21 protein-coding genes are annotated in these 26,057 nt (G+C 43.6%); 18 read left to right on the forward strand and 3 right to left on the reverse strand.

Going from position 1 to position 26,057, the window contains the following annotated elements:
- Positions 1–9 precede the first annotated feature (9 nt).
- Both DET59_RS05525 and DET59_RS05530 read left to right on the forward strand, forming a co-directional pair.
- Positions 10–1,395 carry a YjiH family protein gene (locus tag DET59_RS05525; protein WP_113968609.1) on the forward strand — a complete coding sequence of 462 codons (1,386 nt, stop codon included), beginning with the start codon at positions 10–12 and terminating at the stop codon, positions 1,393–1,395.
- A gap of 39 nt (positions 1,396–1,434) precedes the next feature.
- Positions 1,435–2,757, forward strand: a complete 1,323-nt coding sequence (locus tag DET59_RS05530; RefSeq protein ID WP_113968610.1) for an aspartate aminotransferase family protein — start codon at positions 1,435–1,437, stop codon at positions 2,755–2,757.
- A gap of 52 nt (positions 2,758–2,809) precedes the next feature.
- Here the strand turns inward: DET59_RS05530 and DET59_RS05535 are convergent, their stop codons facing one another.
- Positions 2,810–3,661 carry a MurR/RpiR family transcriptional regulator gene (locus DET59_RS05535; protein WP_113968611.1) on the reverse strand — a complete coding sequence of 284 codons (852 nt, stop codon included), beginning with the start codon at positions 3,659–3,661 and terminating at the stop codon, positions 2,810–2,812.
- Between the two features lie 307 nt (positions 3,662–3,968).
- Between DET59_RS05535 and DET59_RS05540 the strand changes: the two genes are divergently transcribed.
- The 8 genes from DET59_RS05540 (at position 3,969) to DET59_RS05570 (ending at position 11,924) form a co-directional block, all read left to right on the forward strand.
- Positions 3,969–5,312 (forward strand): GntP family permease, encoded by a 1,344-nt coding sequence (locus DET59_RS05540; RefSeq protein ID WP_113968612.1) that lies wholly within the window; start codon positions 3,969–3,971, stop codon positions 5,310–5,312.
- Between the two features lie 89 nt (positions 5,313–5,401).
- Positions 5,402–6,913 (forward strand): gluconokinase, encoded by a 1,512-nt coding sequence (gene gntK, locus DET59_RS05545; protein ID WP_113968785.1) that lies wholly within the window; start codon positions 5,402–5,404, stop codon positions 6,911–6,913.
- A 142-nt stretch (positions 6,914–7,055) separates the two neighbouring features.
- Positions 7,056–7,775 (forward strand): YebC/PmpR family DNA-binding transcriptional regulator, encoded by a 720-nt coding sequence (locus tag DET59_RS05550; protein WP_113968613.1) that lies wholly within the window; start codon positions 7,056–7,058, stop codon positions 7,773–7,775.
- Between the two features lie 188 nt (positions 7,776–7,963).
- Positions 7,964–9,235 carry an ATP-grasp domain-containing protein gene (locus DET59_RS05555; protein WP_113968614.1) on the forward strand — a complete coding sequence of 424 codons (1,272 nt, stop codon included), beginning with the start codon at positions 7,964–7,966 and terminating at the stop codon, positions 9,233–9,235.
- Positions 9,236–9,278: 43 nt separating this feature from the next.
- Positions 9,279–11,243 carry a hypothetical protein gene (locus DET59_RS05560; protein ID WP_113968615.1) on the forward strand — a complete coding sequence of 655 codons (1,965 nt, stop codon included), beginning with the start codon at positions 9,279–9,281 and terminating at the stop codon, positions 11,241–11,243.
- Between the two features lie 110 nt (positions 11,244–11,353).
- Positions 11,354–11,548: a hypothetical protein gene (locus tag DET59_RS05565; RefSeq protein ID WP_113968616.1), complete on the forward strand. Its 195-nt coding sequence runs from the start codon at positions 11,354–11,356 to the stop codon at positions 11,546–11,548.
- Positions 11,549–11,563: 15 nt separating this feature from the next.
- Positions 11,564–11,713 carry a hypothetical protein gene (locus DET59_RS21545; RefSeq protein ID WP_181778061.1) on the forward strand — a complete coding sequence of 50 codons (150 nt, stop codon included), beginning with the start codon at positions 11,564–11,566 and terminating at the stop codon, positions 11,711–11,713.
- Positions 11,697–11,924, forward strand: a complete 228-nt coding sequence (locus DET59_RS05570; protein WP_258549581.1) for a hypothetical protein — start codon at positions 11,697–11,699, stop codon at positions 11,922–11,924. The genes DET59_RS21545 and DET59_RS05570 overlap by 17 nt, the downstream gene beginning before the upstream one ends.
- An 81-nt stretch (positions 11,925–12,005) precedes the next feature.
- Here DET59_RS05570 and DET59_RS05575 read toward each other — a convergent pair whose 3' ends face one another.
- Positions 12,006–13,538 carry a BCCT family transporter gene (locus DET59_RS05575; RefSeq protein WP_113968618.1) on the reverse strand — a complete coding sequence of 511 codons (1,533 nt, stop codon included), beginning with the start codon at positions 13,536–13,538 and terminating at the stop codon, positions 12,006–12,008.
- A gap of 374 nt (positions 13,539–13,912) precedes the next feature.
- Here DET59_RS05575 and DET59_RS05580 point away from each other — a divergent pair, with 374 nt between their 5' ends.
- Positions 13,913–14,566 (forward strand): NAD-dependent epimerase/dehydratase family protein, encoded by a 654-nt coding sequence (locus DET59_RS05580; protein WP_113968619.1) that lies wholly within the window; start codon positions 13,913–13,915, stop codon positions 14,564–14,566.
- A 54-nt stretch (positions 14,567–14,620) separates the two neighbouring features.
- Here DET59_RS05580 and DET59_RS05585 read toward each other — a convergent pair whose 3' ends face one another.
- A complete protein-coding gene (locus DET59_RS05585) occupies positions 14,621–15,475 on the reverse strand; it encodes a TetR/AcrR family transcriptional regulator (RefSeq protein ID WP_113968620.1) in 855 nt (284 codons plus the stop codon).
- 163 nt (positions 15,476–15,638) lie between these two features.
- On the opposite strand from DET59_RS05585, the gene DET59_RS05590 reads away from it, so the two are divergent.
- From DET59_RS05590 to DET59_RS05620, 7 genes are all read left to right on the forward strand, one after another.
- A complete protein-coding gene (locus DET59_RS05590; protein WP_113968621.1) occupies positions 15,639–18,794 on the forward strand; it encodes an efflux RND transporter permease subunit in 3,156 nt (1,051 codons plus the stop codon).
- Between the two features lie 137 nt (positions 18,795–18,931).
- Positions 18,932–19,957: a LacI family DNA-binding transcriptional regulator gene (locus DET59_RS05595; RefSeq protein ID WP_113968622.1), complete on the forward strand. Its 1,026-nt coding sequence runs from the start codon at positions 18,932–18,934 to the stop codon at positions 19,955–19,957.
- Between the two features lie 103 nt (positions 19,958–20,060).
- A complete protein-coding gene (locus DET59_RS05600) occupies positions 20,061–21,374 on the forward strand; it encodes an ABC transporter substrate-binding protein (protein ID WP_113968623.1) in 1,314 nt (437 codons plus the stop codon).
- A 73-nt stretch (positions 21,375–21,447) separates the two neighbouring features.
- On the forward strand, positions 21,448–22,347 hold the full coding sequence (locus DET59_RS05605; RefSeq protein ID WP_113968624.1) for a carbohydrate ABC transporter permease: 900 nt from the start codon (positions 21,448–21,450) through the stop codon (positions 22,345–22,347).
- Positions 22,348–22,491: 144 nt separating this feature from the next.
- Complete coding sequence (locus DET59_RS05610; protein ID WP_258549591.1) at positions 22,492–23,268, forward strand: carbohydrate ABC transporter permease; 777 nt, start codon at positions 22,492–22,494, stop codon at positions 23,266–23,268.
- 15 nt (positions 23,269–23,283) lie between these two features.
- Positions 23,284–24,651, forward strand: a complete 1,368-nt coding sequence (locus DET59_RS05615; RefSeq protein WP_113968626.1) for a GH1 family beta-glucosidase — start codon at positions 23,284–23,286, stop codon at positions 24,649–24,651.
- Positions 24,648–25,991: a glycoside hydrolase family 30 protein gene (locus tag DET59_RS05620; RefSeq protein WP_113968627.1), complete on the forward strand. Its 1,344-nt coding sequence runs from the start codon at positions 24,648–24,650 to the stop codon at positions 25,989–25,991. Before DET59_RS05615 ends, DET59_RS05620 begins: the two co-directional genes overlap by 4 nt.
- Positions 25,992–26,057: the final 66 nt, after the last annotated feature.

Here is a 26,057-nt window from a genome sequence, read left to right on the forward strand (position 1 = left end):
TGTTTGACAATGGAAGTCGGAAAACAAAATGTTAGTCAATTAGAAACCCGGTCAGGCAGAACGTCAAGGGAAGCAATGAAGTTTATCATTCCGTCCTTATTAGGGGTATTGTTGTTCTTAGTGCCTGTAACATTTGAAGGGAATATGACAATCGGGGTCGGGATCTTTGCTTCTTATTTTCAAGGGATACTCGAAGGTGTACTGCCATTATTCATGACAGTGGTTTTTGCTTTATCAGCTCTTATGGCTATTTATACAAAAGTTTTTAAACCTCAGTGGATTGTGAATCAATCATTTTTAAAAGGACTATTCGACGTAGGATACTTTTGGATTGTTGTTCGTGTCCTCGGTTCGATATTTGCCGTGATGACGGTAAATGGAAGTGGTCCGGAGTGGATTATTTCTGACTTTACGGGAGGAACCGTATTGTATTCGTTAGTTCCTGTTTTAGCCACTTGGTTTTTATTTGCAGGCTTATTGATGCCTCTGCTTTTGGATTTTGGATTGATGGATTTCTTCGGCACTCTGCTGCAGAAAATCATGAAGCCGCTTTTCCAATTGCCGGGACGATCGTCTATCGATGCTCTTGCGTCCTGGATGGGGAGTGGTACCGTAGGCGTATTGATTACAACGAAACAATTTGAAGAGGGCTATTACACAAAGCGGGAAGCAGCAGTCATTGCGACAAACTTTTCCGTTGCTTCGATCGCTTTCAGTCTTGTGATTGTCAGCTTCATCGGATTGGAATCCATGTTTGTTCAACTGTATGCGACAGTGGTTATTGCAGGGATAGCAGCTGCGGTCATATGTCCGCGTATTCCACCTCTTTCCCGCAAAAAAGACACCTATTATGAGCCGGTTGGCATGCAAATCTCAGAAACCGTTCCTGAAAATGTATCCCGTTTTCAATGGGGGTTTGAAAAAGCAGTAGAAAAAGCATCAGAAGTGAAAAGTGTCGGAGAGGTAGCAAAAAAAGGATTTCAGAACGTCCTGGATATCTGGTTTGGTCTTATTCCTTTAGTAATGGCCCTTGGAACGATTGCTTTAGTGGTAGCGGAATATACACCTGTGTTTAATGTATTGGCCTATCCGATTGTACCATTGTTAGAGCTATTGCAAATTCCACAGGCGGCAGATGCGGCTCCTGCCATGATCGTTGGCTTTGCAGACATGTTTTTGCCTGCTGTAGTGGGCAGTGGGATTGAGAGTGAGTTAACTAGATTCGTCATTGCTGCCATGTCCTTGACTCAATTAATTTACATGTCTGAGATTGGTATTCTCTTAATCAAGTCCAAGATTCCGATCAGCTTTTTAGATTTATTCATCATTTTTATCCAACGTACGATTATCACGTTACCTATCGTCGCTTTATTGGCTCATTTCTTCTTTATGTAAAAAACAAATTTGTCTGTCACGAATATGGAGGTTACTAGAATGGAACAAACTTTTGAACAGCTTATTCAAAATATGCCTAATCGTCTGGCACCCAGTATGGCAAAGGATCACCCGAACTTACCGGTAGTAAAAGAAGAGGGGTGCTATTATTACGGGTTGGACGGAAAGAAATATCTTGATTTTACCTCTGGAATTGCCGTAACGAATGTTGGGCATCGTCATCCGAAAATTGTACAAGCGATTAAAGATGCAGCAGATGGGCTGATGCATGGCCCTTCAGGTGTGATCATGTATGAATCGATCCTTCGATTGGCTGATGAGCTGGCGGAGATCCTTCCAGGGGATTTAGATAGTTTCTTCTTTGCCAATAGTGGTACTGAAGCGATTGAGGGGGCAATCAAACTTGCGAAATACGTAACGAAGCGCCCTTATGTCGTTTCCTTTACCGGCTGTTTTCACGGACGTTCTCTCGGTGCGTTAAGTGTCACGACTTCCAAGAGTAAGTATCGTAAGTTTATGCAGCCATCCGGCCTGACTTATCAAGTTCCATATGCGAACGAACGAGAGTGCCCTGAGGGACTTGACTCGGTCCGTTATGTGGTTGAGAAGCTTGAAAAGGATTTCGAAACTCTCTTTAATCATCAGGTCACACCTGAGGAGGTAGCATGTGTCATTTTGGAACCTGTCCTTGGTGAAGGTGGATACATCGTCCCTCCGAAAGCATGGCTCAAAAAAGTAAGGGAGATTTGTGATCGTCACGATATTTTACTAATCTTCGATGAAGTCCAAACAGGCTTTGGGCGTACGGGAAATTGGTTTGCCGCTCAAACCTTTGATGTAACACCGGATATCATGGCGATTGCCAAAGGGATTGCCTCGGGGCTTCCCCTGAGCGCGACGGTCGCATCCAATAAGCTCATGAAACAATGGCCTCTCGGGAGCCATGGGACGACGTTTGGAGGGAACCCGATTGCGTGTTCCGTTGGACTTGCGACATTAGAAGTCATGAAGGAAGAAAAACTTCTCGATAATACGAAAACGATGGGGGCTTATGCAGAATCAAGACTTGAACTCCTGAAGGAAAAGCATAACGTAATCGGCAGCATACGATCAGTCGGACTGATGATTGGCATTGAAATCGTTCATCCTCAAACAGGAAAACCAAATCAGGAAGGCTTAATGGACATTCTTGATCGGGCCCTGGATAAAGGCGTGTTATTCTACTTGTGCGGCAATCATAGTGAAGTGATCCGTATGATTCCGCCACTGACTGTAACGAAAGAACAAATTGATGATGGACTGGCGATGTTGGATGAAGCTATAACGGAGTATGAAGAAGTGTTGATGAGCCATCTTGATTGAATTCCCATAGCATAAGAAAAGGTTGATCAGTTTTACACTGATCAACCTTTTTTTATAGTCTTTTAACCGAAATAGCCTTCCTCATTTTCCGGAGGGCATCCTGACCTTCCGCTTCTCTTCTCATCATCAGGTTTACGTACAGAGCATCAATTATCGTTAATTGCGCAATACGGGAAGAGAGAGCCTCGGAGCGATAGTCGGTTTCTTCTGAGACAGTGAAAAGCGGTGTATCGACTCTTTGGCTCAAAGGTGATTTTGCAAAGTTGGTGATGCAGATCGTCTTTGCCCCGGTTTCTTTGACGATGTCAAGAACCTGGAGGATATCTTTCGTTGAACCGGAATGGGAAATGAATACAGCACAATCTTCACTCGTCATTTGGGAAGCGGTCATCAGCTGTATATGACTGTCGCTCGCAGCATGAACGCGCAGACCGGTTCGAATGAATTTATGATAGGCGTCAAGGGCAATGACGCCGGATCCGCCACTGCCGAAAAATTCGATTGAGCGTGCGCTGCTCATAATATCCACAGCTTTTAATAGTTTCTTTTCGTCAACGACCATTAAGGTGTCTTCGATGGTCTTGATGTTGGAACGGAATACTTTTGTGGCAATGGTTTGCGTCGTATCCCCTTCATCGATGCGCTCGTGGATATCCTTAAGTCCCGTCACAATTTCTGAAGCAAGGGCGATTTTCATCGCTTGGTATCCTTTAAAGCCGATTCGCTTACAAAAACGGAAGACAGTGGAGTCCGCGACTCCTAAATCTTCTGCCAAACCATTAATCGTTGAATGAATAATCTCGGTTGGATTTTCAAGGATATAGTCTGCAATTTTTTTCTCGGTCACGCTAAATTGAGGATAGTGTGAGCGTATACTGGCTAAACAATGCTGATGTTGACTCATAGACATCACTCCTGTAAGGGTTTTCATAGTTTTATTATACAAGAATAATAGAAAAATAAAAATAATTTCTGTAAACGGTTGCAAAAAGAAAAATATTTTTTATAATAGAGATATACAGAAAATAATTTTCCTGATTATATTAAACTGTGAAATGAACTTCCTTTAGCCATTTCCGTTTAGTAGATCAAAGAGTAGAAGTTACATAGAGAAAAGTGTAAACGTTTTACTTTCACTGGCAGTCAGGATCAATCGTTATAAAAAAATCTGGCAGCCAAGCTGTCGTCAAAAAAGAAAGGTAGGGATAGAGATGTCTGATCAAATGCTTATTTTAGTTGCATTAGCCGGAATTTTTCTTCTATTATTTTTAGTTATCAAAACGAAGCTTCATGCTTTCGTTGCCCTATTATTAGTAAGTTTAATTGTAGGGATCGCCGCAGGGATGCCTCTTCAGGAAGTTGTCGCTTCGATTCAAAGCGGAATGGGCGGGACCCTCGGGTTTGTCGCTGTCGTTGTTGGTTTAGGTGCGATGTTCGGTCGTATGCTTGAGGTTTCAGGCGGAGCGGAACGATTAGCTCAAACCCTGATTAATAAATTTGGTGAAGATAAAGCGCAATGGTCCCTCGGTATTACAGGTTTCCTGGTTGCCATTCCCGTATTCTTCGATGTGGGATTCATCATCCTTGTACCGATTGTATATGGATTGGCAAAGAAAACAGGAAAGTCTCTACTATACTATGGGATTCCTTTACTTGCAGGACTTGCAGTAACACACAGCTTCATTCCGCCTACTCCAGGACCGATTGCTGTTGCTGATTTAATCGGAGCGGATCTTGGCTGGGTCATCTTATTCGGTACTCTTGCGGGTATTCCATCCATGATCATCGCTGGTCCACTTTTTGCAAAATTCATTTCGAAACGAATTCATGCAGTGGTTCCGGATTATATGCAAGTGGAAGAGATCGAGTACGATAAAGAGCTTCCGAGCTTTGCCATGATTGCGTCACTTATCTCGATTCCTTTAGTGCTGATTTTATTGAATACGCTTTCGGGTGTTTTGCTGGATGAAGGAAATACCATTCGTTCGATCCTGACTTTCTTAGGTCATCCGTTCGTAGCGTTAACGATTGCGACTCTACTGACGTTTACATTATTAGGAACAAGACGTGGATACTCCCGTCAGGACGTTCAAGATATTGCGACAAAAGCACTTGAGCCGGCTGGGATCATCATCCTTGTTACAGGTGCCGGTGGAGTGTTCAAGCAGGTTCTGATCGATTCAGGTGTCGGTGAAGTACTTGGGGAAATGATGGCCGGTTCAAGCTTGCCTCCAATTGCCCTTGCTTTCTTAATTGCCATGGTGGTTCGTGTGGCACAGGGTTCAGCCACTGTATCCATGGTGACGGCAGCAGGGTTGATGAGTCCATTAATTTCAACTCTTGGTTTAGAAGGGCCGGTCCTTGGCTTAATGGTTATTTCCATTGCAGCAGGAGCAACCGTCTTCTCTCATGTAAATGATAGCGGATTCTGGTTAGTGAACCGTTATTTTGGATTAGATGTGAAAGATACGTTAAAATCATGGACGATGATGGAAACGCTCATCGGGTTTGTAGGTTTTTCCGTAGTATTCATTATAGGGATATTCATTGGTTAAAATAGGATAGAATAAAGTGGAAGAGGGAAGAGCCATGTCGCTTCTTCCTTTTCTCTATTTATTTAGGAGGAACGAAGATGTCAGAATTCATGATTGGTGTCGATATCGGGACAACCAGTACAAAAGCAGTACTTTTTAATGAAAAGGGAGAAGCGATCGATCGTCATGGGGTCGAATATCCATTACATACACCAGCACCGGGGACCGCTGAACAGGATCCCGAAGAAATCTTCCGCGCCGTCATCAGTTGTATAAAGGAAGTGACCTCGAATACAAGTGAGAAAATCTCGTTTGTGTCGTTCAGCTCTGCTATGCACAGCTTGATCCTGGTGGATGAGAAGGACCAGCCGCTGACTCCTTCCATTACTTGGGCTGATAACCGAAGTGCCGATTGGGCGGATAAGATTAAGAAAGAAATGAATGGAATGGAGATCTATCGCAGAACAGGGACCCCGATTCACCCGATGTCCCCGCTTGTAAAGCTTGCGTGGCTGCAGCATGAGGAACCGGGATTATTTAAGAAAGCGGCTAAATTCATATCCATTAAAGAATTCGTGTTCCATCGCTTTTTCGGAAAATATGTCGTGGATTACTCCATCGCATCTGCAACAGGTATGTTCCATCTGGAAAACCTGGCTTGGGATGAAGAAGCGTTGAAGGTGGCAGGTGTCACAAAGGATCAACTTTCGGTTCCGGTCTCAACGACTGAAAGCTTAGTTGGATTGAAATCTGAGTATACGGACATGTTGGGCTTATCAGCCGACACACCGTTTGTCGTCGGAGCAAGTGACGGTGTCCTATCGAATCTTGGGGTCAACGCCATCGAACCGGGTGTCGTAGCCGTTACGATCGGAACGAGTGGTGCGATCCGTGCTGTAACGGACCGTCCGGTAACGGATCCGAAAGGACGTATTTTCTGTTATGCGTTGACGGATAATCATTGGGTGATTGGCGGGCCAGTCAATAACGGTGGCATGATTTTCCGTTGGGTGCGGGACGAGCTGGCTTCTGCAGAGGTGGAAGTGGCGAGCCGGTTAGGGAAAGATCCTTATGAAGTCCTTACGGATATTGCTTCTAAAGTAGAACCGGGATCAGAAGGATTACTCTTCCATCCATATATGGCCGGGGAGCGAGCGCCTCTTTGGAACGCAAAAGCACGGGGATCCTTCTTCGGACTCGGCATGCATCATAAAAAAGAGCATATGATCCGAGCTGTCTTAGAAGGAATTGTCATGAATTTATACAGCGTTCTTCTGGCCCTTGAAGAATTAATCGGAACACCGAAAAGGGTCCAGGCAACGGGTGGATTTGCCCGATCTGAAATGTGGCGTCAAATGCTTGCCGATGTATTTGATCAGGAAGTGGAAGTGCCGGAAAGCTTCGAAAGCTCATGTCTTGGGGCGGTGGTACTTGGAATGTATGGCAGCGGGATGATCGACTCACTGGAAGAAGTGAGTGAAATGGTCGGTTCCGTTCATTCCCATCAGCCTGATCCGAAAGCAACGGCGGCTTATACGAAGCTGATGCCCATCTTTATTCGCGTTCCACGTTTGCTGGAAGAAGAATATGAAGCGATAAGTGCATACCAGGAAGGGAGCTGACTCATCTGAGTCGGCTTTTTTTTCAGGCAGGGGTAGCAATAATCACTTCAACAAAAATAGTTGTTTTCATGTATAATAGAAACGAAAATACCTTTTAAGATTGAAAGTATCTATAGATAAATGTGAAAGAGAGTGAAACGATATGGGACGTAAATGGAATAATATTAAAGAAAAGAAAGCGTCTAAGGATGCAAATACGAGTCGTATTTATGCGAAATTCGGTCGCGAGATCTATGTTGCGGCAAAGCAAGGCGAGCCGGATCCAGAACTGAACCAAACGCTGAAATTTGTTCTTGAGCGTGCGAAAACATACAGTGTTCCGAAACACATCGTCGACCGTGCCATTGAAAAAGCAAAGGGTGGTTCAGAAGAAAACTATGATGAACTTCGCTATGAAGGCTTCGGACCGAATGGTTCCATGGTCATTGTTGATGCCCTGACGAATAACGTAAACCGTACAGCGTCCGAAGTGCGTGCTGCCTTTGGTAAAAATGGCGGTAACATGGGTGTAAGCGGATCGGTTGCCTACATGTTCGACGCAACAGCCGTTATCGGTATTGAAGGGAAATCTGAAGAAGAAGTCATGGAGATCCTGATGGAAGCGGATGTAGACGCACGTGATATTATCGAAGAAGATGAAGCTGTGATCGTTTACACTGAACCAGATCAATTCCATGCGGTTCAAGAAGCGTTCAAAGGTGCCGGTATCACTGAGTTTACAGTAGCGGAACTGACAATGCTTGCACAGAATGATGTCGAACTTCCAGAAGACGGTCAAGCTCAATTCGAAAAAATGATCGATGCGATTGAAGATTTGGAAGATGTTCAGCAGGTATATCATAACGTTGATTTAGGTGAATGATAGAATGAAAGACCTCTGATGCTGAGCGCATCAGGGGTTTTTTTATTCGAGCATCTCCGCTGATTATGTCACTTTACCACTTTATTTGTCGAATAGATTGAAAATTCAGCAAAATACTTCAAACTCCCTATCTGCTTTGTTATGCTAAAGAGGAATCTGAATAAATTCGTGATAAGGGAGAGGAAAATATGGGACTAGATCAACTTGAATTACAGCAAGCAGAACAGAACGTGGATCGAAAGGGAAAAACCAAACCCTATCTAACGGCATTGATCGGTTGGAGTCTGCCGGCAATCGAAGCGTGTACGAAGCTAAATAGACCGTTCGTCGTAGTTGGGCCGCCTGATTTTGAGGGCTATGCAGAAAAGCATGATATTGCCTTTATCGGCTGGGACTTCGATCGGTTAAATGAAGGTTCAGATCATCTTTATAAGCAGTTGAAGGCAATGGGTGCAGAAGTGGCTGTTCCTTTGTATGAAGAGTGTGTGGAGTGGTCCGGGGCATTAAACTCCCGTTTCCGTAACGAACCGCGCGTCTTCAACCGTTCTCTTCTATTAAGAGATAAAGGGATGATGAAGCGTAAAGCGCAAATTGCCGGAATCAAAGTAGGTGTATTTGAAGAAGCACGGGATAAGGAAGATGTAAGACGCTTCTTGAAACGTGTGAATGAAGCCCTCTTGAAAGTCGAAGGAGATAAGAACGATCCCATTCACGTAAAACCTCTTGATAAAGCAGGGTCTGTCGGACACCGTGCCATTGAGAATCCGGAAGATATCGATGCTCTCACGGAGTCTGAGTTTCCCCTTCTGATGGAAAGTCATTTAGACGGACAGGAATTCTCGTGTGAAGCGTTTATTCATAATGGAAAGATCCAATTTTTAAATATAACGGAGTATGTGCGATTAGGCTACTCTAATTTCGTACCGGCATCTCCAACCCTTGAAGAAAAGCGTCCGGTCATCCGTGAGGCGATTCAACAGCTCATTGATGCGTTTGAGATTGAATACGGTGTTATTCATCCGGAATATTTCATTACGTCCGATGGTACTCTTCATTTCGGTGAAGTGGCAGCCAGAGTCCCTGGCGGACATATCTTTGATTTGATCGAGCGGGCTTATGGATTTAATGCATATCAAGCGCAAATCCTTTGTAGTGATCCCAATACAACAGAAGAAGAGCTTAGAGAGTTTTTCCCTTCTACAGGTGAAAAGGCAAAAGCCCATGCAGGTTGTTTAATGGTCCATCCGCATGTTAATTATGTGGAGAAACTGGAGGTACCCGATGAACTGGAGAACCATGCCTATTTTGAAAAACATGATATGTTCAGTCCGGCTCAAGGGAAAGTAGCTCAGCGAATCGGCTTCGGTAATCATTACGGAACGATCTTCTTCTATGGGGAAGACAGTGAAATCATGAGGGGTCTATTAAAGGAATACGAACAGTTTAACTTCTATATCTAATTCTCTCATCCACTGGTATTTTGATCGATAAAGGAGTTTTGAAATGGCATTTGAATTAACGTCTAAGCTGGAAGATCGATTTCTGCAAGCGCTTAATCATCTGGAGAGCGCAGCTTCATTTGCAAAATCAATGTATCAAACTGACGTCTACCAGGAAGCGCAAAGATTGTTGGATACGGATGAAGGATTGGAGATTCTATATCGAAGCGCAAGTCGCTTTGAAATGGCCGGGGTCTTCCAGGACGGTCCGTGGGAAAAGGCGTCCAAGCTTCAACCACCTCTTGTGGCCGGGTCACTTCAAGCGAAGGGGCTTCCTTCGATCATTGAAATTCTTAGTGAGTTAAGAATGTTATCCATTGCAGAAGGTCAATATGAACATCCCGATGTTTCGACTGAAATGGCAGAGGATTTCCTCAATGAAGTCATGGTTCTGAATCTGAACCTGCTTTTCCCTGAAGCGACAGAAGCAGCACGGATTGAAGGTGGGGAGCAGAGTGAAAGGGCAACGGAGTTATTTCGATTTCTATCCGATAAGCTTTCCTATCAAGCGCTTACGACTACACTGATTAAAGAAATTGAACGGTTGACCGCACAACGTCCAATCATGGTGAAGCGGACAGTGTCGATGATAGAAACAGCGAAAAAGATGCTTCATTCAGACTTAAGCGTAGCGGAACGACTTGTTTTGGAAAAGTATGTGTCTGCTATCGAAGGTCCGTCCCTCTTAAGCAAGAGCATTTCCCAGCCGGGTGAATACCGTAAGAAGCTTATGGACTTGTCTAAGGTGGAACTGGAGAAGGAAGCTGTTGCCTTTGCGGGGTCCATGCGTGAAACGGGGCTTGTTGCCCCTCAGCATGCGATTTTACTAAGATTTCTAAGCAGAAAGGTTCAAGAGCTTGTTCCGGCTGCCCTTCAGTTAAATGACAAAGGCAAAGCAAACTTGGATGAACATAAGGAACTCGTCTTCCAGCTCATAAAAGTGGCCATCTATCCAGCCACAAAGCAATCGGTTTACGGACTTGCCCTTATGCTTGAACGGGGAGTGCTATCATCATCTCCGGTATCACCGGGACTGAAAAGGCTGATTGAGCTTGATATTCGACCGGAAGTACGGAAGACGCTCCTTAATTCGTGTAAAGCAGGAGACGGAATTACAGCGAATTCTGTCCTTCTTGCCGGTGTCATCAATGTCCTCGGTCAACCTATCGGAATTGGTCAAGGCTTAAATCCGACCTGTCAAACAGCGCGGGGGATCAGCCTTTGGGCACAGCATGCTCCGGGATACTTACTCGAACTGATTCCAAGGGCAGCGAGGGACGGAGATATCGATATTATGTTTGAAGGTACACCGGTCCATTCGAAAGAATTAAGCGGAGGGCTGGCACCTGAGCTTCATCAAGAGCTTGATCCTGTGTCACTTGTTCTCGTTCCTCATCTTGACCGTATTTACAGTGAGATGATGAGACGTGTATCGCTTAGAGGGGAAGATGGACACCGCTGGGTGAATCCGGAATTTTATGGAGATTGGGTTCAAAAAGGGTTTAGCACTGTCATTGATTCATTAACAGGCCTCATTTCTGACTATCCGGGATTCGTGCGCCTGTTCTATGCCACTCACCACCCGGAATACAATGATGATTACGGGTTGATCTATCCAAATCCGGTCGGGATCTTCATCACAAATGTTCATGGGAAGCTGCTTGGTTTCCATGCCGTTTCGATTCTGAGAATCACCCAAGATCCCAAGGGAGAATATCGGATCTATTTCTATAATCCGAATAACGACGGCTCCCAGAACTGGGGTCAGGGTATCGAACCTTCTGTCATGGAAAACGGGGAACTGGAAGGAGAATGCTCTCTTCCGTTTCACGAGTTTGTTTCCAGGCTTTACGCATTCCACTACAACCCTTATGAACAGGGAGATGCTTTTGCTGTGGAAAATGAGATTGTCGATGAAATCAAAGACCTTGCCCGGGATAGTTGGGGAAGGGATTATACGTGGGTATGAAGATGAACCAGGGCGTTAAGCAGCGTAAGTTGCTTAACGCTTTTTTGAGTTAAATGAAGTTTGGATGATTCTTTTATCAGTAGCCATACTAAATAATGGAGGTGGAATAGATGAGAGATCATAAGAAACCTGAAGATCTACGTATGGATACACCGCTTAATCCTGAGTTTACACTGAACAATGAGGTTCGCACCCCCAGTCAGGTGTATGTGCCGGGAGAGTCAGTAGAGGAACATCATGCAATAGAAGAAGGAAACGGGTTCATTGCCGAAAAAGAAATCGGACAAGCAAACGAAAATAGTTAAGAGGTGAAGAATAGGATGAATAAAGAGTTTCCGGTGGCAAACCTATCAGAAGATACGTTGAATCAAGTGCAGAATATGGAGAGTGAACTTCGTCAGCAAACGAACGAGGATATTATTCTAATCGCTTATAAGAATGGTGGTGAAACCATTGAAGGCAGAAGATAAAGTGAATAAAGGAAATAAAGGAAATAAAGACATGCCGGATTTCAAACAGTTAAACGACCGTGTCATAGCAGAGGAACCGAAAGGACCTTTTCTCGCCATCAAAACAAATATGGATACGGCAGGAGTCAAGGATAATCCATATGCGTCTGAAAATGCAGACCCTGAACAAGATGAGAAATTACAGCAATTTTTTGAGGATGAAGAGCTGTAGGAAGTAATCCATCGTGTTTGAAGTGTGAATCGTTAGTAAAATAAGAAGCGCCAATCATAAAGTAGATTGGCGCTTTTGATATTACTTTGTTTGACGTGACTGTTCGATCAACAACTCTTTTGATACTTTTGGTGCGAGCCATAGCGTTGGTAATAAAAGAAGTGAGACGGGAACAGCGGTCACTACGATAAAGTTCTGGAGTGCCGTTACACCCCCATCACCTATATAAAGGAGGATTGCTGCGATGAAGCCCATCAAGATTGCCCAGAATACACGTAAGGAAACCTTGGGATCTCCTTCTCCGGAAACGGCCATCGCAATCGTATAGGACATTGAATCTCCTGTTGTGACGACAAAAATGATCGTCAGCAATAGAAACAGTGGTGAAATAATCCCTGCGACTGGCAGTTGGTTTGTGATGGCGATCATTGCAGCAGGCATACCTCCACTCATTAATTCCTGTGAGACACTCCCTGGATTTTGCAATTCATAGAATATACCTGAGCCACCTACAACGGTAAACCAGAAGGTGGTGACAATGGGAGCGATGATCGCAATGGCCAGAATAATTTGACGAATGGTTCTGCCGCGTGAAATACGGCTTACAAGAATAGCCATCATAGGTCCATACCCAATGAACCATCCCCAGAAAAACACGGTCCAGCTCCCCAACCAACTTTTATCCGACCGGAATGTACTGATTTGAATAAAGTGATCCACATAGTACCCGAATGAGGAGACGAAGGAATCGATAATGAATCCTCCGGGACCGAATAGTAAGACGAAAAGAATCAATCCGAAGGCCAAGCGTACATTAAAATTACTCAGGATTTGTATCCCTTTATGAATTCCTGTTGCAGCTGACACGGTGGAGACAATCACTAAACAGATAATGATGGCAAGCTGCGTCGAGAACTGGTCAGGTATGCCGAAAAGAGTAGACAGACCGTAACTAGCCTGTAAACCGAGGAATCCAATCGGTCCGATTGTACCAGCCGCTACAGCAATAATGGCAAATGCATCAATGAACGTTCCGAGGATGCTCGTTTTAAGCTTTTCGCCGAATATGGGATATAGCAGAGTTCGCGGTTTCAGTGGCATCCCTCTATGGTAATGGCCGTACATCATAACGACGGCACTCAAAGTTCCTAAGATTGCCCAAGCGAGAAAGCCCCAGTGCATATAGCTTTGTGCCAAGGCAGGCATGATTGCTTCCTGGGTTTTAGCAGTGATTCCTTCATGCATTGGAGGAACCGTCATAAAGTGATACATTGGCTCAGCAGCTGCCCAGAACACGCCGCCGCCTGCAAGTAAGGTTGCCATTATGATCGATAACCATTTATACGTTCCAATCTCCGGTTTTTCCATAAACCCTAACCGTACATTCCCGTATTTAGAGAATGCAATGTAAAGTGCCACTAGAAAATGCAGTAGCATTAACACCTGCCAGAAAGCACCAAAGTATTTCGAAGACCAGGCGAAGCCTCCATTCACAAATGCGGTAACGCTGTCCAGACTGAGAAAAGCAGCGATAACGAAAACGATTAATAATCCTCCACTGATGGCAAATACGGGCCAATCAATCTTGGACGTGTAATGATTTTTAGTAGACATATAAGACAAATGCTCCTTTATTTTTTACCTATGAAAAAACACAAGGTCCTACTATCTCACAGGTAGAAAAGAGTTGTAAAGAAAAAGAATGAAATTAATCATAGACAATTAATGTTAGGGTTTCACATATAAAGGTAAGTTATCCTTTTTCGAAAATTTCATCTTTTCAATAAAGGAAAAAACTCTATACTTAAAAGGAAGAATAAAACAAACTGAAAAAGGCAAACTTGTTGAAAGATAAGGAAACAAAGTGATAGGCCTGCCAATCTTAGCAAGCTGGCAGCCTCATCCGGCAGGTATTGCTGTTCACCACTACAAACGCTGGAATAGATTATTTGAAATAAACATGTCACTAAAAAAGAGAGGGAATGCTGATGACAAAGGTTGCCCTAGTTGCAGGATCCACAGGTTTGGTTGGTTCACACCTGATAGAAATACTGATCAAGAGTCCCAAGTATAAAAAAGTGATTTCGTTCGTGAGAAGAAGCAGTGGGGTGAAGCATGAGAAGTTGGATGAACGAATCATCCCATTCGATCAGATGAAGCTCCTGCCCCACGAGGAAATCGATGATGTATTTTGTTGTCTTGGAACGACCATCAAGAAGGCGCAGACGAAGGAAGCGTTTAGAAAGGTAGATTACGAGTACCCCGTTCAACTAGGGAACCTCGGTAAGGACCATGGAGCCAAACAATATATGGTCATATCAGCTATTGGGGCGAGCTCAGGGTCACCGTTCTTTTATAGTAAGGTGAAAGGGGAGCTCGAGGAAGACTTAATAGCCCTGTATTATCCCGCCCTGCACATTTTCAGGCCATCCCTTCTTTTAGGGGAAAGAGATGAATTCCGCCTTGGGGAAAAAGCGGGAGAACTCTTCTCCAGAGCCATCAGCCCGGTAATGATAGGCAGGCTGAAAAAATACAGAAGCATTTCGGGACGTCAGGTGGCTTATGGAATGTACCGTGCCGCCAATGGCCCTGACGGTGAAAGAGTAACCATCCATGAATCGGATCAAATTCAGCAGCTGTAAAATAACATCAGCAAAACAAAAGACCCGCAATTGAACTAAGCGGGTCTTTCGCGTTTAGAATGCATAAAAATGTCTCAGGGCATTCACGAGATGCTTCAGTGACGGATCCTCTTCAAGATTCACAATCATTCCTTTGATGACGACCGGACGGGTTTCATCCTTTTGAATTTCCTCTTGAATGACTTCCAACGAAATTTTGGTGTTTTCGTCCTCTGCTACTTCACGTGCATCTTCGATCATATGAACAAGTGTAGACTCATTGGTCCTGTTAGATAAAGTGAAATCCTTCACCAGATCCTCCACTTTTTCAAAGGAAAGGACAGGCTGATCCCCGCTTTTCAGGAGACCTTCCACCAAATCATCCGTACGTTTCAATATGAATCGGGATAAATAGGCAAAATCCAATTCGATTTTATCAAGCATCACCAATTCCAAATAAGAATGGAAAAAACCTTGAATCATCATGGTGATATCCCAGAAGTAGGGCTCGATTTTTTTTCCGTATATCCCATATAATCTTCTTTTATAATAGCGATGGGTGTCCATTTTCATCTCACTGAGGAGATCATGGATTTCATCGTTAAACGGCATGGCATTCTCTCTGATCTGCATGATGATAAACTCTTTATGTTTACAGATTTCAATAAACTGACACTCTAATTGCTTTTGGAATTTTTCATAAGGAGGCAAATCCTCGTTTTCAATCTCATTTACTTTAGCCGTGATCATTTTAAAATAGTAGTTCATGATGGCTAACAGAAGGGCTTCCTTTGATTTGAAATACAAATAGAATGCACCTTTGGATATCTCACACTCGTTCACGATTTCTTGCACCGAGGTGGCGTTAAACCCTTTCGTGGCAAACAGCTTGATTGATGTTTCTATAATTAATTTCTCTTTTTCCTTCATGCGTTCCTCTCCTTGATAAACTCCTTACCTTCATTATGACCGATTGGTCACAAAAAATAAACCTTTTCTTTTATTAGTATATTGACTTATGACTGTACGGTCAGTTATATTAGATTATGTTATGACTAGTCGGTCAGAAAATGAGAGAAGGGACGAATAAAGAGTGAATAGTATTATTAATTTCGTACTCAAGAATAAGTTTGCCGTATGGTTAATGACCATCATCGTCATTATTGCAGGCTTATATTCAGGATTTAATATGAAACTCGAAACCTTACCAAACATTAATACCCCGATCGTAAGTGTTACGACGGTGTATCCGGGAGCCACTCCTGAAGATGTAGCCGAAAAGGTTTCTGAACCAATCGAAAAACGTTTGAAGAATTTAAATGGGGTAAATGTTGTCAGCTCCACGTCTTATCAAAATGCTTCAGCCGTTCAGATAGAATACAAGTTTTCGAAAGATATGGACGAAGCAAAGACTGAAGTGGAAGATGCTCTTTCGGATCTCTCTTTTCCAGAAGGGGTGAATGAGCCGGAAGTATCAAGATTAAGCTTTAACGCTTTCCCGATCATCGCACTCAGTGTAGCAAATGAGGACCAATCTCTTGCTCAACTGACTTCGACTGTAGAAGAAACAATCGTACCACAGTTAGAAGGAGTGGACGGGGTAGCATCTGTTCAAGTTTCAGGTCAACAAGTTCAAGAAGCACAAGTCGTTTTTGATCAGGAAAAGCTTGCTCAATACGGCTTAACCGAAGAAACGGTCCAGAATATGATCAAAGGTTCTGATGTGACAGCACCATTGGGACTTTACACGTTTAAAGACAGTCAAAAATCTGTGATGGTTGATGGAAATATTACAACGATCGAAGATTTGAAAGAGATGAAGATTCCTGTGATGCCTTCAGCCGGGAATACGGAAGCGCCGCAAGGTCAAAAGCCTGGTGGTCAAGCTGCTCAAGGTCAACCTGTAGAAACGCCTCAAGCTCAGGAAGCACCTGCGGGGATGAAGATCCCCACCGTACAACTATCAGACATTGCTGATATCGAGCTGAAAGGGAAAGCCGAATCGATTTCAAGAACCAATGGGAAGGAATCCATCGGACTTCAAGTCGTGAAAACAGCAGATGCCAACACGGTAGACGTAGTAAACGCGGTAAAAGAAGAAGTGAAAGTTTTTGAAAAAGACCTGGATGGGGTAGAAATCATCTCTACCTTCGACCAAGGGGAACCGATTGAAGAATCAGTCAGCACCATGCTGAACAAAGCATTATTCGGGGCCATATTTGCGGTCATCATCATTCTGCTATTCTTACGGGATATTAAATCGACGCTTATCTCCGTCGTATCGATTCCCCTATCGCTGTTAATCGCGATTTTACTTTTAAAACAGATGGATATCACGTTAAATATCATGACTCTTGGGGCCATGACTGTAGCCATTGGACGGGTCATTGATGACTCCATCGTAGTAGTGGAGAACATTTACCGACGGATGTCCCTTAAAGGTGAGATGTTGAAAGGAAAAGAATTGATCCGGGAAGCAACGAAGGAAATGTTCGTTCCGATCGCGTCTTCCACGATTGTAACGATCGCTGTGTTCCTTCCATTAGGATTGGTTCAAGGAATGATCGGGGAATTATTCCTTCCATTCGCATTGACCATCGTGTTTGCCCTATTGGCTTCACTTCTTGTGGCAGTAACGATTGTGCCGATGCTTGCCCACTCGATGTTTAAAAAGGGTGTCGGGAAGAAGCATGTTGAAAAGCAAAGCCGTTTAGCGATTTGGTACAAAGGCGTATTGAACTGGACGCTGAACCATAAAATCATTACGTCACTCCTGGCTGTCGCGATGCTTGTTGGAAGCTTGTTCCTGGTTCCGCTCATCGGTGTGAGCTTCCTGCCATCAGATGAAGAGAAGATGATCATGGCCACGTATAAACCGGAACCTGGTCAAACAGAAGAAGATGTAAATACAATCGCGCAAGATGCAGAAGATTACTTCCAAGGACGTAGTGGGGCTGAAACGATTCAGTACTCGGTTGGCGGAGAGAACCCGATGAGTCCGGGAAGCTCAAACAATGCAATATTCTATGTTCAATACAGTGATGATACAGAGAATTTCTCTGAAGAAAAAGAACAAGTCATTAAAGACCTGCAAGAAACAACAGATAAAGGGGAATGGGCTTCACAAGACTTCTCCGCAAGTGCCGGCAGCAATGAAATTGTCGTGTACGTGTACGGAGAAACCCTGAAGGAAATCGAACCTGTCGTAAACGATATTCAAGCTATGATGGAAGATAAAAAAGATTTCAAAAAAGTGGGATCAAGTATCTCTGAATCGTACGATGAGTATTCGTTCATCGCAGATCAGGAAAAACTGAGTGAATTTGGCCTGACAGCGGGTCAAATCGCCATGGAGCTTGGTCAGACACGTCAGCGTCCAGTCCTCACCACCATCGAAAAGGATGGAGAAGAGGTAAATGTCTATTTAGACGTTGAGAAAGAAGACTACGAAAGCATCAACGACTTGACGGATAAAACGATCCAATCACCACTGGGCATTGAAGTTCCGATTAAAGACGTCGTTGAAGTGCAGGAAGGTAAAACATCCGATACCGTTTCAAGAAGGGACGGAAAAGTATTTGCTCAAGTGAGCGGAGAATTAAAATCGGATGATGTATCAAAAGCTTCGCAAGACATTCAAAAAGAAATCGAAGAGCTTGATTTGCCAGCGGGTATTAACGTAGACATGGGTGGAGTAACAGAAGACATCCAGGAATCCTTCACACAGTTAGGATTAGCGATGCTCGCAGCCATTGCCATTGTGTACTTGATCCTCGTGATCACATTCGGCGGAGGGCTTGCACCGTTTGCGATTCTGTTCTCGCTGCCATTTACGATCATCGGGGCATTGGTTGGACTATTGATGGCAGGAGAAACAATCAGTATTTCCTCCATGATCGGTGCCCTCATGCTGATTGGTATCGTTGTAACCAACGCCATCGTTCTTATCGACCGGGTGATTCATAAGGAAAACGAGGGTCTATCCACACGGGAAGCATTACTGGAAGCCGGTGCCACCCGACTTCGTCCGATCCTTATGACAGCCATTGCGACAATAGGGGCACTGTTCCCGTTGGCATTGGGTCTTGAAGGAAGCGGATTGATCTCGAAAGGACTAGGTGTGACCGTAATTGGCGGTCTGACAAGTTCGACACTATTAACACTTGTCGTTGTGCCGATCGTGTATGAAATCCTGATGAAAATGAAAGGAAAGATTGGTCGACGTAAACGTAAGGCAGTAAAAGAGTAGGTTGAGGAAAGCAGTCCTGTTGCGGGGCTGCTTTTTTTACCTTGTATATAAATTTTCTGAAAAATAGTATTGATTCCATCAAAAGTCTGGACTATAATAACATTAACGAAAGCGCTTTCGATGAAGAGGAGATAACAATGGTTACAATCTATGACTTAGCAAAAAGGACTGGTTTTTCCAGTACGACAGTTTCTAAAGCTCTTAACAATTACACAGATGTGAGTCAGAAAACGAAACAAAAAATCCTCGATGCAGCAGCTGAAATGGGGTATTTACCAAATGCCCACGCCCAGTCTTTATCGACAAAAAAATCCTGGACGATCGGTGTAATGTTCGCTGAGGATAACGAGGTCGGGATGAAGCATCCTTTCTTTAGCGCACTCATTGAAAGTTTTCGAAAGCATGTAGAACGGGAAGGCTATGATTTAATCTTTGCTTCTCGCAATCTGCGAAATCGGGATACTAGTTATTTGGAACATTTTATGTACCGTGCGGTGGATGGGATCGTCGTGATATGTTCAGATCCTAACGACCCGCAGGTGCAAGACATGATTAATAATCATGTGCCGATTGTCGTGATTGATATGAGCAACCAGAACTGCAGCGTTGTCTATTCCGATAATATTGAGGGAGGAAGGCTGGCCGTGAATTATCTTCATTCATTAGGCCATACAAGAATCGCTCATATATCAGGAGATCCAAACATAGATGCAGGAGCACAAAGGATTAAAGGGTTTTCTAAGGCCATGAATGATTTAAACCTTCCGATTCATCAAGAATACCTAGTGAACGGTGGATTGTTTTCCATTGAAGAGGGTAGAGCAGCAATGGAATCTCTTCTCTCACTTGACGAATGGCCGACTGCTGTCTTTGTAGCAGGTGACCATATGGCCATTGGAGCAATGGAAGCCATTAAAGAAAAGGGATTAAAAATACCGGAAGATATATCCGTCATAGGGTATGATGACATTGAAATGTCGGCGTATGTTACACCGAAACTTACCACAGTCAGACAAGACACGGATATAATCGGTGCTCGTGCAGGACAACTACTAATTAAACAGATCATTCAAAAAAAGAAACTTATTACAACGGAAATCATTCCAGTAGAACTAATCATTAGAGAATCATGTACATCACCAAAAAAAGAAAAAAAGAATTAATTTTTATTTTTTAGTAATTCCGAAACCGGTTTCGGGATTTTTAAAAGAAGCAAATCGAAACCGCTTTCGAAACAATATTGAAAAAGAACAAAGGGGGATAATAATGAAGAAATTTTTAGGGATATTTATGACGCTTGTACTGCTGGCAGGGGTGTTGTCAGCTTGCTCCGGAGATTCCAAGTCATCGGGCAGTTCAAAAGATAAAGATGTAGATTTAAAGGTTTGGTCATTCACGGATGAGTTAAAGAAACCGATTACGAAGTTTGAAGAGAAAAATGGTGTGAAAGTGGAATTGACGATTGTCCCGATCGCTGATTACCCGACGAAATTAAAGCCTGTATTAGAAAGTGGAGTAGGGGCACCTGATGTATTCACTGGTGAAATCGCGTTCCTAAAGCAATGGGTGGACGCAGGTTACTGGGAAAACTTATCGGAAAAACCATACAATGTAGATGAAATCAAAGATAAATACGTACCTTACGTATTCGACTTAGGCAAAGATAAAGATGGAAATGTAAGGGCTTTATCATGGCAGACAACTCCTGGCGGGATCTTCTATAGAAGAAGCATCGCGAAAGAAGTACTTGGTACAGATGATCCAACCGAGGTAGGAAACATGATGAACTCAATGGACAATGTATTCAAAGTGGCTGAAAAGATGAAGGAAAAAGGCTACAGCATGTTCCCGGATGAGGGCTCTATCCGCTGGTTCTCTCAAGGAGATAATCCACAGCCTTGGGTGAACAACAAGAATGAGCTTCAGTTGACTGATGAAAAGATCGAATACATGGAATCTGCCAAAAAACTTCGTGAGAACAACTATACAGCACTTGCAGCTGAGTGGTCTCCTTCATGGTTCGAAGCGATGGATAAGCCGATTAAAATGAAAGAAAACGGAAAAGAGAAAGAAACACAAGTATTCTCCTATGTTCTTCCTACTTGGGGACTTCACAGCGTCCTGAAAACGAATGTAAAAGAAACTGCCGGTGACTGGGCCGTGACAAGTGGACCAAGCCCATACTTCTGGGGTGGAACATGGTTAGGTGTCTACGAAAAGTCAGAGAACAAAGAACTTGCTTATGACTTTGTGAAAATGATGACTCAGGAAGACGAGTTCCTGACCGATTGGGCAAAAGAAACGGGAGATGTTTTATCTTATCTGCCTGTAACAAACAAAATTAAGGATGACTTCAGCGAAGAATTCCTTGGCGGTCAAAACAACTATCAATTCTTCCTTGAGCAGGCGAAAGAAATCGAGCCTGGTATCGTAACGAAATACGATCAACAGATTGATACATTCTACGGAAATGCCGTTCAACAGTATGTGGACGGAAAGAAATCCAAAGATGATGCCATCAAAGAGTTCTATAAAAAAGTACAAAACGCATATCCGGACATAAAAGTACCAAAAAATTAACAAGAAAAAAATTCAGGGCAGGTGGCATGGAACCGTGCCACCTGTCAAATCTATCAACTAGGGGGGCTGGGGAATGAAGAAAGTAGATCGATTTGGTTATCTGTTTATCGCCCCGTTTTGGATCATCTTTTTAATATTTAGCATTTATCCTGTTGCTCTTACATTCTACTACAGCTTTACAAACTATTCAGGAAGCGGGACAGCGGAAGTCATCGGTCTTGCCAACTATACCCGTTTACTCACGGACAGTTATTTTGTGGAAGCATTTTTTAACACGTGGAAAATATGGGGAATCAATTTTGTCCTGCAAATCGGGCTTGCCCTTGTACTCGCATTAATCTTCTCTGATATGAGAATGAAGTTGAGAGGTTTGGCATTTTTCAGATCGATCTTTTATTTACCTAATTTAATCACGATTAGTTCGGTCGCTCTGCTGTTTGGTATTTTACTGGACTGGCAGCATGGATCATTAAATATGATTCTATTAAATATAGGTCTTATATCAGAACCGATTAATTGGCTGAACGAGCCTGCGACTGCACAGTTGTCTGTATCCCTGATCCTTACCTGGATGTGGTTCGGTCATTCGTTCATTGTCGTCATGGCGGGGGTATCCGGAATATCGAAGGACTACTATGAGGCTGCACTGATTGACGGAGCAAACAGGTGGCAGACCTTTACGAAAATCACCATTCCTTTATTAAAACCGATTTTACTCTATATCATGATCACGTCCCTGATCGGCGGCCTTCAGTTGTTTGATCTGCCGATGCTTCTGACAGACGGAATTGGTTCTCCGGATGGATCACTGAATACCATGGTGTTGTATCTGTACAATCAGGCATTCAAGTTTAATAACTATGGATATGCATCAGCTGTGGCATATGGATTGTTCGTCATTACCTTGATCTTCTCGGCGATTGTCTTCAAAGGGATGTATGGAAATGAGCGCAAACAAGCAAGGAAGGTGTAAAGCATGTTGGGAAAAACAGCCGTTGAAAAAAATGTATCGACTCAAAAGGTAGAAAAACAAAAGCCAGAACTTTTACCGCATGAGTCCAAACTAAAGACCAGAATTACCATTGTGAAAAGCCTCATCTATATCCTTCTTGTATTGATGGCAATCGTTTGTTTCATCCCATTCCTTATGATGCTTGTAAATGCCACAAGATCAAATGAAGCGATCCTTTCTGGATTCACGTTGATCCCAGGCAGTTCTATCGTCGAAAACTATACCACGATGATGGAATACGTAAACATTTGGTCTGGGTTCAAGAATAGTCTGATCATCTCTGTCCTTACGACTTTATTATCAGGATATTTCTCAGCATTGACTGCCTATGGATTTGCATTTTATACATTCAGGGGAAAGAATTTCTTGTTCGTATTCATGCTTGTGATGATGATGGTTCCCGGACAATTGGGGCTTATCGGATTTTATGAATTGAGTAAGAACCTGGGGATACTGGATTCCTTCATTCCACTGATCGTTCCAGCCATAGCAAGTCCGTTTGTCGTCTTCTTCTTAAGACAATACATCCAGACGACACTTCATCCAAGTTTAATTGAAGCAGCCCGCATCGATGGGGCGAGTGAGTTCAAGATTTTCCATACGGTTGCGATTCCGATCATGATGCCGGCCGTTGCAACGATGTCAATTTTTACATTCATTGGATCTTGGAATAACTACATTATGCCTTTGGTCATCTTGTTCTCACCTGAAAAATACACCTTACCAGTGCTAATGGGATTCTTGAAAGGATCTCAAGTGGCACAAAATTTAGGATCAATGTATTTAGGTATCGCGATTTCAGTCGTTCCTATCATGATTGCGTTCCTATTCCTATCTAAATATATCGTCAACAGTATTTCAGCAGGATCAATCAAAGAATAGAGGAGAGAATGACCTATGAAATTTGATCAAACATTTACCTTTGGAACCGCCACATCATCGTATCAAATCGAAGGTGCACATCAGGAAGGGGGCAGAACTCCGTCCATTTGGGATATGTTCTGTGACATTCCGGGAAGAGTGTATAAGCAGCATAACGGGGATATCGCCTGTGACCACTATCACCGATTTGAAGAAGACATCCAGCATATCAAACGCCTTGGAGTGGATACGTATCGCTTCTCCATTGCCTGGCCGAGAATTTACCCTGAGAAAGGGAAATATAATCAAGAGGGCATGGACTTTTATAAAACACTTGCAAGAAGACTTCAAGAAGAAGGGATCAAGCCGGCCGTTACGCTATATCATTGGGATCTGCCAATGTGGGCTCATGAGGAAGGCGGATGGGTCAATCGTGAATCGGTACAATGGTTCTTGGATTATGCGAGAGCATGCTTTACAGAGCTTGATTCCGTAGTCGATTCTTGGATCACCCATAATGAGCCTTGGTGTGCGGGCTTCCTTGGCTACCATCAAGGGGTACATGCTCCGGGGCATACCAATTTGGATGAAGCGGTTAAAGCTGTCCATCACATGCTGCTTTCTCACGGGAAAGCGGTTGAAATGCTGAAGAAAGAATTCCAATCCCAAACGGATATCGGCATCACGTTGAATCTATCACCGGTTTATCCCAATTCGGATTCAGTGAACGATGCATTAGCTGCCAACAATGCAGATGGTTATTCGAATCGCTGGTTCCTTGATCCGGTATTCAAGGGCGAATATCCAAAAGACATGATGAACCTGTTCTCAAAATATGTTCATACCTATGACTTCATCAAAGAAGGGGATATGGAGCTTATTTCAACGGAATGCGACTTCTTCGGCATCAACTATTACAGTCGGGGAATCGTCGAGTTCAGTGCGGCCCATGACTTCATGCATAAAGGAGCCTACTCCGATTATGAGAAAACAGGGATGGGCTGGGATATTGCGCCGAATGAATTCAAGGACCTCATCCGCCGCCTGAGACAAGTTTATACGGATCTGCCAATCTATATCACGGAAAATGGAGCGGCTTTTGACGATGTATTGGAAAATGGAAGAGTTCATGACCAGGAACGTGTTGACTACTTGAATCTGCATCTTCAAGCGGTTTCTGACCTTAATGAAGAAGGCATGAACATTCAAGGATATTATCTATGGTCACTGATGGATAACTTCGAGTGGAGCTTCGGATATGATAAGCGATTCGGCATCCTTTATGTGGATTTCGATACGCAGGAGCGGATTTGGAAAGACAGCGCCTTCCGTTATGCTGAAATCATCCGGGAGCATAAAGGGAAACATGGCCTTCAAACAAATGCTGAGGAAGTAGCACAATGAAGGCAAAGCAAGTAAAGGTGATTTTGACAGCCAAAGAAACAGGAGAGCGGTTCTCTGAAAAAGAACCGGTTTCCTTTTCTTCTGATCTTGCTCCATCAGATACTCATATCCAGCTTGATCCGGAGCGGAAATATCAAGAATTGTTAGGATTTGGTGGCGCGTTCACCGAAGCGGCGGCTCACAGCCTGTCCCTCATCAGCCCGGAAAAGCGGGAAGAAATCATCCGCCGGTATTTCGATCCGATTGAAGGTTTGGGCTATCGTTTAGGCAGAACACATATCAATAGCTGTGATTTCTCATTAGGGAACTATACGTATGTCGAGGATGGCGATACGTCGTTAGGAAGCTTTTCCATCGAACGTGAGAAGAAGCTCGTGATTCCTCTTATTCAAGAAGCCATGGATGCAGCAGGAGAAGAGCTTTCCATTGTAGCTTCACCCTGGAGTCCGCCTTCATGGATGAAGACGAACGGCGAAATGAACAATGGCGGGAAACTTTTATCCGAGTATGAATCTGTGTGGGCTGATTATTATTCAAAGTACATAGAAGCGATGGAAAAAGAGGGGATCCGAATCTGGGGCATCACGATTCAAAATGAACCTGAAGCAAAGCAGGTGTGGGATTCCTGTTTGTATTCAGGAGCAGAAGAACGTGACTTCATCAAAAATCATCTAGGTCCGTCCCTGGTGAAAAATGGGCATGATGATGTGAAGGTCATCATATGGGACCATAATCGTGATGTGATTTATGAGCGTGCCCATGCTGTGTTATCGGATCCTGAAGCGGCTAAGTACGTATGGGGAACTGGTTTGCACTGGTATGTATCAGAGGAGTTTGAAAATCTTTCTAAAGTACATCATGCTTTCCCTGATAAGCATCTGATTTTTACAGAAGGGTGCATGGAAGGCGGAGTCCAAGTAGGTTCATGGGACACAGGCGAGCGTTACGGCAGGAATATCATCGGTGACTTGAACAATTATCTTGAAGCCTGGATCGATTGGAACCTGGTATTGAATGAAGAAGGCGGACCTAATCACGTAGGAAATTATTGCGATGCCCCGGTGATCGTAGATACAGGGAAGGACAAGGTACACTATAATAGCTCTTATTATTATATTGGCCATTTTAGTAAGTATATCAAGCCTGGAGCCAGACGTATTTGGAGCGATGTTTCAAATACAACCATTATAGCTACCGCCTTTGAAAATATGGATGGGGAGATTGTGGTGGTTGCCATGAATGGAAATGACCATGATGAAGAGATTTCGTTATCCTGTGGGCATGGAAGTTTCACCACGACTCTTCCCTTGCATTCCATAACGACATTTATGATTAGTTGATTGAAAAGCAGTCCTGTAGAGGGCTGCTTTTATGCGTTGAAGTTAGACGCACCCCTTCACATATTC

Origin of the sequence: Rossellomorea aquimaris (assembly GCF_003315075.1) — a bacterium.
Classification (GTDB): domain Bacteria; phylum Bacillota; class Bacilli; order Bacillales; family Bacillaceae_B; genus Rossellomorea; species Rossellomorea aquimaris_C.

Excerpts from the sequence above, each read along its gene's own strand:
- DET59_RS05530 (WP_113968610.1), top strand. The coding sequence starts at position 1,435 with ATGGAACAAACTTTTGAACAGCTTATTCAAAATATGCCTAATCGTCTG.
- DET59_RS05600 (WP_113968623.1), top strand. The coding sequence starts at position 20,061 with ATGAAGAAATTTTTAGGGATATTTATGACGCTTGTACTGCTGGCAGGG.
- DET59_RS05595 (WP_113968622.1), top strand. The coding sequence starts at position 18,932 with ATGGTTACAATCTATGACTTAGCAAAAAGGACTGGTTTTTCCAGTACG.
- DET59_RS05540 (WP_113968612.1), top strand. The coding sequence starts at position 3,969 with ATGTCTGATCAAATGCTTATTTTAGTTGCATTAGCCGGAATTTTTCTT.
- DET59_RS05525 (WP_113968609.1), top strand. The coding sequence starts at position 10 with ATGGAAGTCGGAAAACAAAATGTTAGTCAATTAGAAACCCGGTCAGGC.
- DET59_RS05565 (WP_113968616.1), top strand. The coding sequence starts at position 11,354 with ATGAGAGATCATAAGAAACCTGAAGATCTACGTATGGATACACCGCTT.
- DET59_RS05610 (WP_258549591.1), top strand. The coding sequence starts at position 22,492 with ATGGCAATCGTTTGTTTCATCCCATTCCTTATGATGCTTGTAAATGCC.
- DET59_RS05575 (WP_113968618.1), bottom strand. The coding sequence starts at position 13,538 with ATGTCTACTAAAAATCATTACACGTCCAAGATTGATTGGCCCGTATTT.
- DET59_RS05585 (WP_113968620.1), bottom strand. The coding sequence starts at position 15,475 with ATGAAGGAAAAAGAGAAATTAATTATAGAAACATCAATCAAGCTGTTT.
- DET59_RS05550 (WP_113968613.1), top strand. The coding sequence starts at position 7,056 with ATGGGACGTAAATGGAATAATATTAAAGAAAAGAAAGCGTCTAAGGAT.
- DET59_RS05605 (WP_113968624.1), top strand. The coding sequence starts at position 21,448 with ATGAAGAAAGTAGATCGATTTGGTTATCTGTTTATCGCCCCGTTTTGG.
- DET59_RS05555 (WP_113968614.1), top strand. The coding sequence starts at position 7,964 with ATGGGACTAGATCAACTTGAATTACAGCAAGCAGAACAGAACGTGGAT.
- DET59_RS21545 (WP_181778061.1), top strand. The coding sequence starts at position 11,564 with ATGAATAAAGAGTTTCCGGTGGCAAACCTATCAGAAGATACGTTGAAT.
- DET59_RS05615 (WP_113968626.1), top strand. The coding sequence starts at position 23,284 with ATGAAATTTGATCAAACATTTACCTTTGGAACCGCCACATCATCGTAT.
- DET59_RS05620 (WP_113968627.1), top strand. The coding sequence starts at position 24,648 with ATGAAGGCAAAGCAAGTAAAGGTGATTTTGACAGCCAAAGAAACAGGA.
- DET59_RS05580 (WP_113968619.1), top strand. The coding sequence starts at position 13,913 with ATGACAAAGGTTGCCCTAGTTGCAGGATCCACAGGTTTGGTTGGTTCA.
- DET59_RS05560 (WP_113968615.1), top strand. The coding sequence starts at position 9,279 with ATGGCATTTGAATTAACGTCTAAGCTGGAAGATCGATTTCTGCAAGCG.
- DET59_RS05535 (WP_113968611.1), bottom strand. The coding sequence starts at position 3,661 with ATGAGTCAACATCAGCATTGTTTAGCCAGTATACGCTCACACTATCCT.
- gntK (WP_113968785.1), top strand. The coding sequence starts at position 5,402 with ATGATTGGTGTCGATATCGGGACAACCAGTACAAAAGCAGTACTTTTT.